The sequence below is a fragment of the Rhodopirellula europaea 6C genome, assembly GCF_000338295.1.
GTDB classification, from domain to species: domain Bacteria; phylum Planctomycetota; class Planctomycetia; order Pirellulales; family Pirellulaceae; genus Rhodopirellula; species Rhodopirellula europaea.
Window position 1 is genome coordinate 1 of record NZ_ANMO01000124.1, and the last position, 13,273, is coordinate 13,273.

Genomic DNA, 13,273 nt, shown 5'->3' on the forward strand with positions numbered 1-13,273 from the left:
GAGCCCTCCCCTCGCTTCGCTCGACCCTCCCAAGGGGAGGGTGATGAGAAACGCTTTGCAAAACAACAACGTCAAGACTGCACAACCTTTGGCAACGGGCGGGTTGTGATTTTGGGATGCAGTCCGAATTCTTGGCGAATCCGGGGACGGTGGGTGGTTAGGGACGACGGCTCGCTTCTGCGAAGCATCCGTTGGGATGCCATGTGGAACATGGCCTACGGGCTGCGTCGGGAGTGGACGCGGCCTTGCTTACGCGGCGGGTTTTGATTTTGGGATGCCGGTCCGAATTCTTGGCGAATCCGGCTACGGGAGGAGGGATGGTGAGAGAGACGTGTGTCAGACGTCTTCGTAGTCGTCGTCCTCGTATTCTTCTTCGTCGTAGACCTCTTCTTCCTCTTCCTCGTCTTCGTACTCCTCTTCGGCTTCGGTTTGTGACGAGGCTTTGGGGGCAGCGGTGGCGGTGGTTCCGCCGGAGTCGTCGGTGATGCCTTGCATCGCGTTCCACTGTTCCATCGTCAGCAAGACTTCGCGTGACTTGGAACCGTTGTATTGGCCGACGATGCCGTCTTCGGCCATGTAGTCAACCAAACGTGCGGCTCGTCCATAACCAATCCCGAGGCAACGCTGGATCAACGACAACGATCCGCGGCCTTCGCGAATCACGACTTCGATGGCGGACTCGTACAACTCGTCTCGCTTGCGAAGTTTGTCGACGTCCATCTCGGATGCGTCGCCTTCTTCATCGTTGATCTTCAAGTTCATCAGCTCGCCGACGAATTGTTGTTCGCCGCCGCTGCTGCAGTGGTCGCAGACACGATCGATCTCGGCGTCGGACAGGTAAGTCCCCTGCCCTCGAATCAGCGTGCTGGTGCCGGGCCAGAGGAACAACATGTCACCGTTGCCGAGCAGTTTGTCGGCACCGTTCTCATCCAGCACAACGCGGCTGTCCGTTTTGCTGGCGACTTGGAAACTCAGACGCGCGGGCAAGTTTGATTTGATCAGACCCGTGATGACGTCCACGGTTGGTTTCTGCGTTGCCAGGATCAAGTGGATTCCAACGGCACGACTCTTTTGAGCCAAGCGGATGATGTGCGTTTCGACTTCCTTGCCGGCCGTCATCATCAAGTCAGCCATCTCGTCGGCGATGATGACGATGAAAGGAAGCTTGTCTGGCACGTCCGTGCTCTCATCGTCTTCATCCACTTCCAAACGACGCAGGACTTCATCGCGGCCCAGGTCATTGAAGCTGTTGATGTGACGCACACCGGCTTTGGCAAGCAGCGAGTATCGCTCTTCCATCTTTTCAACGGCCCAGCCGAGGATGGCTTCGGCCTTCTTCATGTCCGTGATGACGGGGTGCATCAGGTGAGGCAATCGGCCGTAACCTGACAGTTCGACCATTTTGGGGTCGATCATCAGCATGCGGACTTCGTCGGGCCGGCAGCACATTAGGATGCTGCTGATGATCGCGTTCAAACAGACCGATTTACCGGTACCGGTTCGACCTGCGATCAACAGGTGAGGCATCTTGGCCAAGTCGACTGGCATCGGTTCGCCAGAGACATCTTTGCCCAAGAAGACTGGGATGTTCATCTTTGAGATCCGCGAATCGGATTCTTCGATCACATCGCGAAGCCGAACGACTTGTCGGATCTCGTTGGGGACTTCGATGCCGACGGTGTTCTTGCCGGGGATCGGGGCGACGACGCGAACGCTGGGGACTCGCAGAGCAATGGCGAGGTCATCGGCGAGCGCGGTGATCTTGTTCAGCCGCAGACCGCTCTCGAGTTCCAGTTCGTACTGGGCGATGACCGGACCGATTTCGACATTGGTGACGGTGACGTTGAAGCCAAAGCTGCGAATGGTTTGTTGCAGCATCGCGCTCTTCTGCAGCGCTTCGGCGTGCTGTTCTTCGTAATCAAACCCGTCGCTGCCTTCCAGCAATTCCAGACTTGGCAAGTGGTACTCCGAGATGCCTTCGGGGGCACCTTCTTGCACCGAGTCATAGAGTTCTTGTTTGGCGTCTTTCTTCTTTGGCATCTTGATGGTCGGCGATGGGCTTTCGTCGTGCGCGGAATCGTTGCGCAGCGTCGTCGGTTCACCTTCGACTTCCAAGTCACGCGTGGGAGCTTCTTCTTCCTCCTCTTCCCATTCCTCGTACTCGTATTCTTCTTCGAGTTCCTCGGGAGCTTCCTTCGACTTCTTGAGGCTGGTGCCGATCCCGGCCGCAGCAGCCAAACCGGCGGCGCCGAGCTTGGCGACTTTCGCGAGCCCGTTGGCGGGTGCGGCCTCTTCCGCGTCTTCGGTTTCGTCTTCCGCAGCCGCTTCGCGTTCTTTGGGTTTGCGCAGCTTGATCGTTGGTCCGCTCTCGGCTGGTTCTGGCGGATCGATGCGGCCACCGTTTGGATCCAGCGATGCATCGGATTCATCGCCGTCGATCAGGATGGGGCCATCGAGGTCGCTGAATGGTTGCCGTCGGCGTCGAAGCGTGACGGGCATCGCCTTGGCAGCTTTCGCGAAACCTCGACGTGAAACTTTGGCACCACCGAACAGCACGGTTCGTCCGGCATAGACCAGCATGTAGTCCGTCGTCAGCAACAACCCGACGGACAGCACCGTCAGGGTGAGGATCCAAGAGCCGACTGGGTGAAAGTGTTGCAGCAGGAACGTCGAGGTCATCGCACCGAGGTAGCCGCCGTTGCCGACGACGGGCATGCCGTTCAGTTCGATGTCGGTCATGGCGGCGGCGGTGGTCACGGCGAGCAAGGTGATGCAGCCACCGAGCGAACGTAGAACGGGCGCATTCATGTGGCCGCGAATCAACAACGCCGTCGCGATGCCTCCGCCGGCCGAGATCACCAGGGACGATCCAATGCCAACAGCGCTGAGCAGCATCGAGGAAATCAGCGCGCCGAGCGAACCGCATGCGTTTTGGACGACGTCGTTGGCGGGGTAAACGGCCAGGTCAGGCGTGAAGAATTGGTTGAGTGGCCAGAACGGCGTGGGGACCGGATCGGCGGGGTCGTGCGTCAACACGGAAACCAGCGTCAACGCCGTCAACGCGACCAGCAGGAGTGCTGGGACATCGCGCCGAATGTCCACCGCGCGTGGCGGGGCGGATTCGTCGGCGTCAGCATTGGCTGTCGTCGTGGACATGGCGTTGGGGTGAAAAGGGCCGGGCTGTGAAATGAAGCGAGTTGTGGGGCGCGATTGGGGCTGGGGGCCTTGCTGACGCGGCGGGTTGTGATTGACCTCCGAATTCATGGCGAATCCGGCTACGCGAGGGGGCAACTTGGGCGCATCTACCCTCTTTCATCGACAGTCTGGCAAGGTGCCCTACAACTCGACCGCGGCGAGCGTCATAATCGCTCGTTTTCCCCATCGCATCACATTTGGATGCCCACGACCTCGTGGGAACGAAAACGGCATGTTTGACGACAAAATCGGCGACCTCGGAGTGACCTTCGACGATGTCCTGTTGCAACCTCGATACAGCGAGGTCGTGCCCAGCGAGGTGGACGTCAGCAGCCAGATGACCCAGAGAATTCGGCTGCAGATCCCGCTGATTTCGTCTCCGATGGACACGGTGACCGAATCCGAAATGGCGATTGCCCTGGCGAAAGAGGGCGGTTTGGGCATTGTGCACAAGAATCTGTCAGTTCGACGACAGACCGAAGAGGTCCTGAAGGTCAAACGCTCGGCCAACGGGATCATCGTCAATCCGGTGACCCTGAACCCCGCGCAAAAGGTCAGCGCGGCGGCGGAGTTGATGGACCGGGCAAACGTCTCCGGCATCCCGATTGTGCAGGACGATCGCACTTTGGCGGGAATTTTAACGCGGCGTGATTTGAGGTTCCTGGAAGACCCCGACATGCCCATTTCCCAGGTGATGACGCGTGAAAACTTGGTCACGGCGGTTGGGAATGTAACGCTTGCGCAAGCTGAGAAGATTTTAACGGAAAAAAGGGTCGAGAAACTTCTCCTGATTGACGAAGAAAGAAAACTGACGGGGTTAATCACGATTCGCGACATCGACATGATGAAGCGTTACCCGCGGGCCTGCAAAGATCCGCAGGGACGACTTCGGGTCGGAGCCGCGATTGGCGTGGGTGACTATGAACGAGCGGAAAGCTTGATCGGCAAAGGTGTCGACGTGCTGGTGGTCGACTCGGCTCATGGTCACAGCCGGAATGTGATTGAGACCGTTCGAGAGATTAAGAAGAACAAGTCATGGGACATTGATGTCGTAGCGGGGAACGTCGCAACGGCCGAGGGCGCAGCAGATTTGATTGCGGCCGGAGCTGATGCGGTGAAGGTTGGCATCGGTCCGGGATCGATTTGCACCACACGGGTGATCAGTGGCATTGGAGTGCCTCAGGTCACCGCGATTTTAAGTGCGGTGAAGGTCGCTCAAGAGAAGAACATTCCTGTTATCGGTGACGGAGGAATCCGTTTCAGCGGTGACATCACCAAAGCAATCGCCGCTGGGGCGAGCACCGTGATGATCGGCAGTTTGTTTGCCGGTTTAGCGGAGAGTCCTGGCAAGATGATTTTGTACCAAGGTCGTACTTTCAAGGCGTACCGTGGGATGGGATCGATGGGTGCGATGGTGAAGGGAAGCAGTGATCGGTATCGCCAAAAAGGCACCGAGGCGGGCAAGCTTGTCCCCGAAGGTGTCGAAGGACGCGTGCCGTTCAAAGGCCCGCTCAGTGATTACGCCTACCAGTTGGTCGGTGGTTTGCGTGCGGGCATGGGATATGTCGGTACACGGACGATCGAAGAACTCCGCCGCGACGCGAAATTCATTCGCGTGTCGGCCGCTACGGTGAGGGAGAACCACCCGCATGACATTGCGATCACACAAGAAGCGCCCAACTACAGTCCCGATGTTCATTCGGGCGACGCCGGTTGAGGCAAACGTTCCGACGACCAGCCGCTTGAGCTCATTGCCAGGCCGGTTGGTCCGCCGACGATGGTTGGCCGCTTGCATCGCGGCTGGTTTCAGCGTCGGTGCTCTTTCCGCCAACTCGGCGGTCACGGCCCAAGACAGCTTTGGGCCGACTCGCGTGAACCCAACCACGCACCCTCTTTCGGCGAACACTTCGCCGACCCCGGCGCAACCGGTTGGTCAACCGATCCCGCGGATGCGAACCGCGGATTTGTTGCAAACTCAACCGAACCAGCCCGCGACTTCGCAAGAGTCACCGATGCGTCGTCCGGGTTGGGATTTGCAATGGCGAAAGAGCCCGCAGATCGCATCGGAAGAAGCCGCTCGGATCAGCAACGCTGCGTTCCAAGAGACTTCGCCAGAACAACACGAGACCTCGTTCCAGCAATCGGTCGCTCACGCACAACCAATGCAACAAGCAGCGAACGCTCAAGCGAACCAAGCTGGCTCGGCAGTGATTGTTGTGTCGGGAACGAGCCGACGTAGCCAAGAAGCCACTGCCAATTCGATTCATCCCGCTGCGTTCCTGCAGCAACCAGGTTCAGGATTTGGCTTGCCTGAGTTTGATGCTCCACCGCCAGCCGACTCGCAACCGATTTCGCCTCCATCGTCAGGTGGCTTTGGTGTGCCCGGAGACGATGCAGCCAATGACAGCGGGGCTCGACCGAACTGGAACGCCAACCCGTTTCGCGATCAGCCGGGAGCCAATCCGGGCAACGCTGGCAACGGACTCAACTCACCCGTTGAGATGGTGCCCCCGGGCTTGGAAGAGTTGCCTTCGCCGGGCTTGGACTCGCCCAACGTGACACCTGATACGTTTGGCCAGCCGAACGACCTGGGGCAACCTGACTCAGGTTCGTCGATTCGCGACATGTTGCAAGACGAATCGAATCTGCCTCAGCAGCCATCGGAACCAGAAACGCAGCCTTCTCCTTCAGACCGGTTTGAATCCAATCCGTTTGATCGCCGTGATGAAGAAGAACGGGTGAAGGATGAGTTGGACCGGCTCGAGTTGGAAGCTCAAGAAGATGGCCGTTTGCGTCCGCAATCTGATCGCGATGATGCTGCGATCATGGGCGATGACGATGGCCCGAGTCGCCGCGCCAGCGGGTTGTCGTGCGATGACTTCCGGTCTCGCATTGCAGCTCAAACGATCGACCAAGTGTCGTTGGATATCAGCCCACCCTATCGTCCCGACGTCATTGACGAAGACGAGTACTTGAAGCTGAAAGAACGCTTTGACGAGCGTCAAGAATCACGGACTTGGCGAAGCATCGATGGTCGCCCGATGGGCACCGGTCGCTTGGTGGATCTGGCTTATGAGAAAGCTGTGATCGTGACCGAGTTTGGTGCTCGCGAAGAGTTGGCAATCAATCGATTGAGCGAAGCGGATCTTGGGTTCATCTCCGAGAACTGGGGATTGCCAACCGAGTGCTTGTTGGAACAAGTCGCATTCACTCCGCGTCGTTGGAAACCGACGACTGTGGTTTGGGCAGCGTCGAACTTGTGCCACAAACCTTTGTACTTCGAAGAAGTCAACTTGGAACGTTACGGTCACACCGCGGGTCCAGTGCTTCAACCGGTTTTGTCCTCAGCACACTTCTTCGCGAACATCGCGGTGCTGCCGTACAAAATGGGTGTGCACTCGCCGCATGAATGCCAGTATGCATTGGGCTACTACCGTCCTGGTAACTGTGCTCCTTGGATCATCCCACCAGTGCCGTTGAGCCTGAAGGGTGCCTGGTACCAAGCCGCTGCGGTTACCGGAACCGCGTTGCTGGTTCCTTGATGAAGATTGCGGAGTGGCATTGCTAACGCGGCGGGTTATGAATGTTGCTTGCTAGGCGCGCAGGTGATTCTGGCGACGGTGAGTTGCCAGTCGTAACCCGACACGTCAGTGAGGCCGAGGCGAGTTTTCTGTAGCCGGATTCGCCAGAATTCGGACGCGCATGTGTTTCAACCACAGAGATCACTGAGGGCACGGAGCGACGTAGCCAGGTTATCACCTGCCACCCCGCCGATGCTTTGGAACAAAGCGAGGCGTGCAGGCAATCTCGCAAGACCAAGCGGCGTCTGTCCAGCCACTCCGCCAAGCACAGCCTGGCCTACATCGCATCGGTCATGACCCGCCGCGTTAGCAAGGCCGCCGCTGGACTCGCCACCGATTCCGACTCGCTGACGTACGTCGGAGAATCTCTCAGTAGCCGGATTGCTTCGAAAACTTATCTCGCCAGAATTAGGATTGATGCTCTGGATGAATAATTGGTGAAGGTAATCGGCCGAAGCAATTGAATCGTCGGATTCGAATCCCGTCGTTCATAGGTGCGGGAAATGCAACCTGGCCTACCACGGAAATCGGAGGTGCGTTTCGCTATAACGAAGCATATGAATACCACGTCCAAGAGCGATTCTGCGCCGACTCTGATGGAGTCGGTCGCCGACATGATCAAGCGGTTGGGCGAGCCTCCCTCGGACATCTGGGATCGCTTGGTCGATGATGCGGAGACTCGGTTTGGCAATCCTGGTTTGCCGAATGACGATGCAGCATCGCTTCGCTCGCCAAGCCATGTCTTTTGGCAGACACATGGTATCGATCACAATGGGCAACTCACCCGCCTGGACGTCGATGAGTCTGAGGACGAACCGCAGGCGATTGAGAGCGAAGGTGCGTCGGAGGTTGTCGACGATGGTGTAAACGAAGGAATCCTGTTGAGCGATCCGGTCGAACTCGCGGATTCAAAGTCGAACACAAGGAAGTCATCCAAGCCCAAATTGATTTGGATTGGTGCTGTTGCCGGAGTGGCGTTGGTTGGTGCGGCGCTGTACTGGTGGCCAAGATCGAGCCCGCAGGTTGCACAGTCTTCAAATGCATCTGGTGAGTCGGCTAGGCAACATAGTCAAGACGCAGATGTGTTCGACGCCGGATTCATTGCGACGGCGGACGATTCATCGATGGAGTTGAGCACTTTCACGGACGCGGAGACATTTGAGTCTTCCGCTTCACTGGACGTCGATGCGGCTGGTATCGACATGAGCGCTGCCGAGATTATGGGATCCAACTCGGTGGAGAATTCTTCGACGGTGAAACCATCCACGGCCGAGGCCAGCGGGATGTCATCTTCGGCGTTTTCCTTGGACGCGTTGATTCCATCGCAGACTGCGGGGATGTCGTCAGCCGACGGCGAGAATTCCCGAACCGTTGGCGACGACGCAAGCGATGGTAGCGAATCTGCCTCCACGGCGATGATTGCAACGACTGATGCAAGCCCAGCTTCGTTTGGTGGCGGCCAAGAAGCGGATGTGATGAGTGACGGCGATGAAGCTGAGATGGAGGTGGACGCGGTGACCGCTGTTACGGAGGAGTCCATCGCGGGTGATTCGGATGCTTTGTTCGTTGCGTTGCCTGCGATTCCGTCCGGTGATGCGTCAAATGTCGACAGCATTTCTTGGCCGAGGCTGTCTTTGCAAAACGCTGCATTGAGATTCCCGGACGGAGCCACTGGATTCAAAATCGTGGAGTCACAATCCGATGCTGTTTCCATCATCAGGCCATCGGACGAGACTGCGATCGCCGAAATTCGTGTGAATGCCGAAGAGACGGTGTCGCAATTCAAGTGGTTGTCGGGCTCTAAGAACGCGGATCGGAACTTGTTGGTTCATGGCCGAATGGAGATCGCATCGGGACGTCACGTGTACATGCGTCCGAGTTTGCAAAGCGACGCGATTGCCATCGATTTGGCGGAGCGGGACGTGAAGATGAAGTGGGATCTATCCGCACCGCCGGAGCCGAGACAGGCTCGAATCACGATGGGGTTGCGAGTTCCGGACAAAGTCGATGTGGGCTGGGTGGAGCCCATTGAAAACGAATCGCCGCGCAAGGTTCGAGGCATTGCCGTATTGAGCCAGCAGGATTCGGAATCGGTTGCGGTGGTGGTTCGTGTCGATGTCCAGACAACCCGCATGATGACGGTTCGCGTCCGATTTGGAGCGCGGCTGGATCCGGCGATGCCGTGGCAGTGGACGGACCGTGCGGATGTCTCGCAGACATTGGCGGTGGTGACGCGGCAGATGGAGTTGGCGGATCGAACGCACACTGATTTGGAGGCCGCGATCTCGCGAGCCGAGAGTTCACGGGCTCGTCGCCTGGAGGCTCGGTTGGATCAGCAACTGGAGCAACTCGAAAGTCAGCAGAAGAGTTTGAAGATGTTTGCCGAACGCTTGGCGGAGCTGGATCAACTCATTGCGATGCTGGCTGGGCAGGCTTATTTGGAAGCGGATCTGTTTGTGTCTTGGCCGGATGATGAGCAGGTGATTTTACAATTGACGTCCGCCGGTGGCTGAATGCTGTGGCCTTGCTTACGCGGCGGGTTATGACGGGGGAGTCCGTAGGCCAGGCTGTGCCTGGCGGGGTGGTTGGACGGTTGTCTTTGGGTCTTGCGGGAGTGGCTGGACGACTCGCTTTGTTCCAAAGCATCGGCTTGGTGCCAGGTGATAACCTGGCCTACGTTGATGTCTTGGTAGCTGGATTCGCCAGAATTCAGATGTTCGAGATGGTGGGATCCGAATTCTGGCGAATCCGGCTACGGGGGTCACTCGGATTCGGCATTTGGAACACCGAGGGATTTGCCTTCTTCTGAATTGGCATCGTCGGCGTTTCCAGATTCGGTGGCATCGTCTTTGTCGCGATCGCCTCGTTTGCTGCGTCGCGAACGACGTTCGTTGGGTGGAGGTGTTTCGCCGTAGACGCGGTCGGTTGTGATTTGAATCGATTCCGCTTTGACCTTGGTCTCGTCTGGCGGCTGATAGAAACCTCGCACTTGCACTGCGTCACCAGGTTGGGCCAGCGACAAGTTGTTGACTCGGATTTGCAGTTCCAAGTCCGGCGACGTCATTGTTTGAACGGGAATGTTGCCCGCGCGAAGGGCGACTCCTTGCGGGGTGAGTGCCATCAGGTTGCCCACCACGGTGACGGGGCCAGTCGGAGGTCCCGCGTTGCCACGTTGAGGTGGTTTGCTGGGGTGGACGCCAGGCTGATAGTTTTCGCGTTCACGGCCTTTGAGCAGCTTCACGTTGACCGGCGCGAACAGCTCGAGTTTGCTGACCGGTTCCAACGGAGCACCATTCGGTCCAAGGTTGGCTTTGAAGCGAACCGGCATGCCGGGGCGCAAATAGGCAGGCAAGGCTTTCGCGGTAAAGGTCAACTGCGAGATCGAGTCGGGAGTTTGCACCATCACTTCGGTGCCGTCTTCTCGTTCGATCGTCAGGATCATGCCGCGGGAAGCGACCAGTTTTCCATTGAATGAGGTGATCTCGCTGGCTGCATCGAGAGCGGGCCGGTTGCCCAGCCCTTGTGCGGACGAGCCCGCAGGCGTGATGAGTAGCAGGCCGAAGAAGACCGCCAGGCCGCCAACGAATCGTTGAGCGGCCGGTCGGGAAGCAGCGAGGGTCTCGAGCAGCGACATGGGTTGCCTCAGGTGGGAAGGAGGGAACCCAAATTATAACTATTCGTCGTCGGCACGCATGAAAGGCGTCAGGACGAGCGAGTAGTCGCAGAACTCGTCGGCGTCAAAGTACAGGTCCAATTCGCGTTTGGCCGATTCTTCGCTGTCGCTGGCGTGAACCAAGTTCATTTGGCGGCTGCTGCTGTAGTCACCACGCAGGGTGCCAGGAGCGGCTTGCAAACCGTTGGTGGCACCGAGCATATCGCGGACGACGCGGATGACTTCCAGCCCTTCGAGTGCGATCGCGACGACAGGTGCCGAGGTGATGAACTCTTCCAGCGAGGAGTAGAACGGTTTTTCGACGTGTTCGGCGTAGTGTTGCTTGGACAGCTCAGGTGTCACTTGCAACAACTTCATGGCAACGATGTGCAATCCCTTGGCTTCGAATCGGGACAGGACGTCACCGATCAGGCGGCGTTGGACACAATCAGGTTTGAGCAAGACGAGGGTGCGTTGCATGACAGAAACACAGGGTTCGAAAGGTTTTGAAAAACGGGAAATTCGCCAAACAATCTCGGCGGAGCAGAAAAATACTCAACGCAGCGTTTCGTCGGAACCCGTCACGGACGAGTCCGCCTGGGATGGCGAAGGGTTGGCTGCTCGGGCGGTTCGTTCCAACCACCGCAAAAACAGCCCGCCGGCCAGGGTCGAACCGCCCTCCCCGATCGTCCACCATCCGGGCAATCCAGACATTGCATCGACGACCAATTGCAGCAATCCAAATGCGATTGTTCCGAGCGCGGCCCAGCGGATCAGGTCGCGATAACGCGGCAGATCCGTGGACAGAATGCAGAGCAACGCGCCGACGAACCCGTACAGCAGCGACAGATTGCGGGCCAAGTAGAACGTCAGTGGGGAGTTCGGAAACGGATTGATTCCGAGTTCCTGAGCGATCTCGATCATCCATTTTTCGGGCATGATCGCGGCGGCGAAGGCCAGCAGAGCGGACATGCCAATGACCCGCAAAAACCATTTCAGTCGTTGATCAGGTGTCATCGGAGTCGGCCCATGGGGCTGGCGGAGGCGTCTCGCAGACTTGGATCGCGGCAACTGCGGCAGGAGGGATCTCGATGGCACGGTGCCGGTTCAAATCGACGAAGACCCACCGAGTTTGGACTTTGGCCAGAACCGTTTGATCGGCTGGGCGAGTCACCAAGTAATGTCTTTGGCAGGAATATCGGTTCCAGCTTGGGATCCAGGTTCGAATGATCAGCTCGTCGCCGGCCAACGCCGCGGCGCGGTAGGTGATGTCGTGGCCTCGAACGACCCAGCCCAACCCGTCTTTCAATGCGGCAGCCGCATCCCAGCCTTCGGTTGCGCTGTGGTCGCGGGCGGCCCACAGTGTCCACTGCAAGTAACGCAGGTTATGGACGTGTTGCTGGGCGTCGATTTCATCGTCTGCGACGGTGTGATGCAGGTCGAAGAAGGCGTGAGGCATGCGTGAAATTTGTTTGCAAATCGGCGATCGAAGGGTGTCAAGGTCATCCTATCGCAGCGTCACAGAGTCCGGCTACGGTTGGGTGATTTTGCGAACGCGGCGGGGTGTCACGAACGTAGGCCAGGCTGTGCCTGGCGGGGTGTTTGGACGAACGACAGGGAGTCTTGCGGGAGCGTTTGGACGACTCGCTTTGTTCCAAAGCATCGGTTGGGTGCCAGGTGATAACCTGGCCTACGTCGCTGCAAGTCAAAGTTGGCGTCTGAATTCGGCGAATCCGGCTGCGGTCGGTGCTGGCTCGCTAACGCAAGGTCCACGATTGGCAAAAAACGGAAAACCGCTGCGGTGGCCGCCGACCCACCATGGTTTCCAGTGCGTAAGAATTGGTTCAGTGCGCAGTTTCGACTGCCATTTCTCGCCCCTGACCGCTGAATTTCCGATCCCACGCAGGAGTTTCTGATGCCAGTGCCCGCCTTTTCCGCCACGCCGTCACGTTTGTTGGCACCCTTCGCGGCGGTCTGTCTGTTGACCGTTTTGACCTCCTGCGTTCAGGCCGCTCCACCCGTCAGCGCAAAATCAGACGATCCCAACGCCAACCCGAACTACAACGGTTTGCCATTGGATTCCGAGATCGTGGAGGTCAAAACTCGGCCGGGCGAGAAGGTGGCGACCTTGGCCGGGGGCTGCTTCTGGTGCACGGAAGCCGTTTTTGAGCGGATGGAAGGCGTCAACGATGTCGTGTCGGGATACATCGGAGGGAAAGTCAAACGGCCCAACTATGATCAAGTTTGCGGCAAAATGACCGGGCACGCCGAAGCGGTTCAGATCTACTACGACCCCACCAAGACAAACTTTGAAGAGCTGCTGAAGGTGTTCTTCAAAACCCACGATCCAACGACCTTGAACCGTCAAGGCGCTGACGGCGGGCCGCAGTACCGCAGCAGCATCTTTGTTCACAACGAGGAGCAACGCGAAATTGCGAAGAAGACGATCGACAAACTCGGCGAAGAATACCGGGACCCCATCGTCACGCTGATCGAGCCAGCGACCAAGTTCTATGTCGCTGAAGAGTTCCACCAGGATTACTTCCGCCGGAATCCAAACGCCGGTTATTGCCGAGCGGTGGTTGCCAACAAGGTCCGCAAATTCAACCGAGAATTCGGCGACAAGATCAAAGAATCCGCGAAGTAGAATCGCGGCCTGTTTCGTTGCACGCCGAGAAGCTCCTGTCGCTGTGTTTCGGCGGCGATGCGTTACATTGGGGGCATGTTTGAACCCAGCTCCTCGTCGACGACCGTCTCACAACTTTGCTCTCTTTTTGGAGAAGTGGCGCAGTTGGTCGGTGCCACTTTTCAGTTGGGGGTTGCATCGTGCAACTCTCCCGAAACG

Annotated in this window: 13 protein-coding genes and 2 pseudogenes; 6 read left to right on the top strand and 9 right to left on the bottom strand. The window is 58.0% G+C overall.

The window, feature by feature from the left end; translation table 11 throughout:
• Positions 1–336: 336 nt before the first annotated feature.
• Complete coding sequence (locus RE6C_RS14305; protein ID WP_008657608.1) at positions 337–3,156, bottom strand: FtsK/SpoIIIE family DNA translocase; 2,820 nt, start codon at positions 3,154–3,156, stop codon at positions 337–339.
• A gap of 271 nt (positions 3,157–3,427) precedes the next feature.
• On the opposite strand from RE6C_RS14305, the gene guaB reads away from it, so the two are divergent.
• From guaB to RE6C_RS14320, 5 genes and pseudogenes are all read left to right on the top strand, one after another.
• Entirely contained in the window at positions 3,428–4,912 is a 1,485-nt protein-coding gene (guaB, locus tag RE6C_RS14310) for an IMP dehydrogenase (RefSeq protein WP_008657610.1), read from the top strand.
• Positions 4,887–6,737 carry a hypothetical protein gene (locus tag RE6C_RS14315; RefSeq protein WP_008657612.1) on the top strand — a complete coding sequence of 617 codons (1,851 nt, stop codon included), beginning with the start codon at positions 4,887–4,889 and terminating at the stop codon, positions 6,735–6,737. Before guaB ends, RE6C_RS14315 begins: the two co-directional genes overlap by 26 nt.
• Before the next feature lie 231 nt (positions 6,738–6,968).
• A pseudogene (locus tag RE6C_RS33515) lies at positions 6,969–7,019 on the top strand (hypothetical protein); the annotation flags it as partial.
• Positions 7,000–7,086 carry a hypothetical protein gene (locus RE6C_RS33520; RefSeq protein ID WP_390175919.1) on the top strand — a complete coding sequence of 29 codons (87 nt, stop codon included), beginning with the start codon at positions 7,000–7,002 and terminating at the stop codon, positions 7,084–7,086. The pseudogene RE6C_RS33515 and the gene RE6C_RS33520, both read left to right, overlap by 20 nt.
• 247 nt (positions 7,087–7,333) lie before the next feature.
• Positions 7,334–9,289: a hypothetical protein gene (locus RE6C_RS14320; RefSeq protein WP_039962086.1), complete on the top strand. Its 1,956-nt coding sequence runs from the start codon at positions 7,334–7,336 to the stop codon at positions 9,287–9,289.
• On the opposite strand, the gene RE6C_RS30415 is transcribed toward RE6C_RS14320, so the two are convergent.
• From RE6C_RS30415 to RE6C_RS33535, 8 genes and pseudogenes are all read right to left on the bottom strand, one after another.
• On the bottom strand, positions 9,186–9,422 hold the full coding sequence (locus tag RE6C_RS30415; protein WP_390175917.1) for a DUF1589 domain-containing protein: 237 nt from the start codon (positions 9,420–9,422) through the stop codon (positions 9,186–9,188). The genes RE6C_RS14320 and RE6C_RS30415 overlap by 104 nt on opposite strands.
• Complete coding sequence (locus tag RE6C_RS33525; protein WP_390175918.1) at positions 9,317–9,541, bottom strand: DUF1589 domain-containing protein; 225 nt, start codon at positions 9,539–9,541, stop codon at positions 9,317–9,319. The genes RE6C_RS30415 and RE6C_RS33525 overlap by 106 nt, the downstream gene beginning before the upstream one ends.
• Positions 9,538–10,410 carry a hypothetical protein gene (locus RE6C_RS14325; RefSeq protein WP_008657620.1) on the bottom strand — a complete coding sequence of 291 codons (873 nt, stop codon included), beginning with the start codon at positions 10,408–10,410 and terminating at the stop codon, positions 9,538–9,540. The genes RE6C_RS33525 and RE6C_RS14325 overlap by 4 nt, the downstream gene beginning before the upstream one ends.
• A 39-nt stretch (positions 10,411–10,449) precedes the next feature.
• Entirely contained in the window at positions 10,450–10,908 is a 459-nt protein-coding gene (gene ndk / locus RE6C_RS14330; RefSeq protein WP_008657621.1) for a nucleoside-diphosphate kinase, read from the bottom strand.
• A 75-nt stretch (positions 10,909–10,983) separates the two neighbouring features.
• On the bottom strand, positions 10,984–11,445 hold the full coding sequence (locus RE6C_RS14335) for a hypothetical protein (protein WP_008657623.1): 462 nt from the start codon (positions 11,443–11,445) through the stop codon (positions 10,984–10,986).
• Entirely contained in the window at positions 11,435–11,887 is a 453-nt protein-coding gene (locus RE6C_RS14340) for an acyl-CoA thioesterase (RefSeq protein WP_008657625.1), read from the bottom strand. Before RE6C_RS14340 ends, RE6C_RS14335 begins: the two co-directional genes overlap by 11 nt.
• A 72-nt stretch (positions 11,888–11,959) precedes the next feature.
• Positions 11,960–12,091: a DUF1589 domain-containing protein gene (locus RE6C_RS33530; RefSeq protein ID WP_081605654.1), complete on the bottom strand. Its 132-nt coding sequence runs from the start codon at positions 12,089–12,091 to the stop codon at positions 11,960–11,962.
• Positions 12,061–12,369 (bottom strand): annotated as a pseudogene (locus RE6C_RS33535) (DUF1589 domain-containing protein); the annotation flags it as partial. The gene RE6C_RS33530 and the pseudogene RE6C_RS33535, both read right to left, overlap by 31 nt.
• Between RE6C_RS33535 and msrA the strand changes: the two are divergent.
• Positions 12,344–13,075, top strand: a complete 732-nt coding sequence (msrA, locus tag RE6C_RS14345; protein WP_008657626.1) for a peptide-methionine (S)-S-oxide reductase MsrA — start codon at positions 12,344–12,346, stop codon at positions 13,073–13,075. The pseudogene RE6C_RS33535 and the gene msrA sit on opposite strands and share 26 nt — an antisense overlap.
• Positions 13,076–13,273: the final 198 nt, after the last annotated feature.

What these genes read in the sequence shown, in the direction of transcription:
- RE6C_RS33530 (WP_081605654.1), bottom strand. Translation starts at nt 12,091, where the DNA reads ATGCTTTGGAACAAAGCGAGTCGTCCAAACGCTCCCGCAAGACTCCCT.
- RE6C_RS14305 (WP_008657608.1), bottom strand. Translation starts at nt 3,156, where the DNA reads ATGTCCACGACGACAGCCAATGCTGACGCCGACGAATCCGCCCCGCCA.
- RE6C_RS14340 (WP_008657625.1), bottom strand. Translation starts at nt 11,887, where the DNA reads ATGCCTCACGCCTTCTTCGACCTGCATCACACCGTCGCAGACGATGAA.
- RE6C_RS14335 (WP_008657623.1), bottom strand. Translation starts at nt 11,445, where the DNA reads ATGACACCTGATCAACGACTGAAATGGTTTTTGCGGGTCATTGGCATG.
- guaB (WP_008657610.1), top strand. Translation starts at nt 3,428, where the DNA reads ATGTTTGACGACAAAATCGGCGACCTCGGAGTGACCTTCGACGATGTC.
- msrA (WP_008657626.1), top strand. Translation starts at nt 12,344, where the DNA reads ATGCCAGTGCCCGCCTTTTCCGCCACGCCGTCACGTTTGTTGGCACCC.
- RE6C_RS14315 (WP_008657612.1), top strand. Translation starts at nt 4,887, where the DNA reads ATGTTCATTCGGGCGACGCCGGTTGAGGCAAACGTTCCGACGACCAGC.
- RE6C_RS30415 (WP_390175917.1), bottom strand. Translation starts at nt 9,422, where the DNA reads ATGCTTTGGAACAAAGCGAGTCGTCCAGCCACTCCCGCAAGACCCAAA.
- RE6C_RS14325 (WP_008657620.1), bottom strand. Translation starts at nt 10,410, where the DNA reads ATGTCGCTGCTCGAGACCCTCGCTGCTTCCCGACCGGCCGCTCAACGA.
- RE6C_RS14320 (WP_039962086.1), top strand. Translation starts at nt 7,334, where the DNA reads ATGAATACCACGTCCAAGAGCGATTCTGCGCCGACTCTGATGGAGTCG.
- ndk (WP_008657621.1), bottom strand. Translation starts at nt 10,908, where the DNA reads ATGCAACGCACCCTCGTCTTGCTCAAACCTGATTGTGTCCAACGCCGC.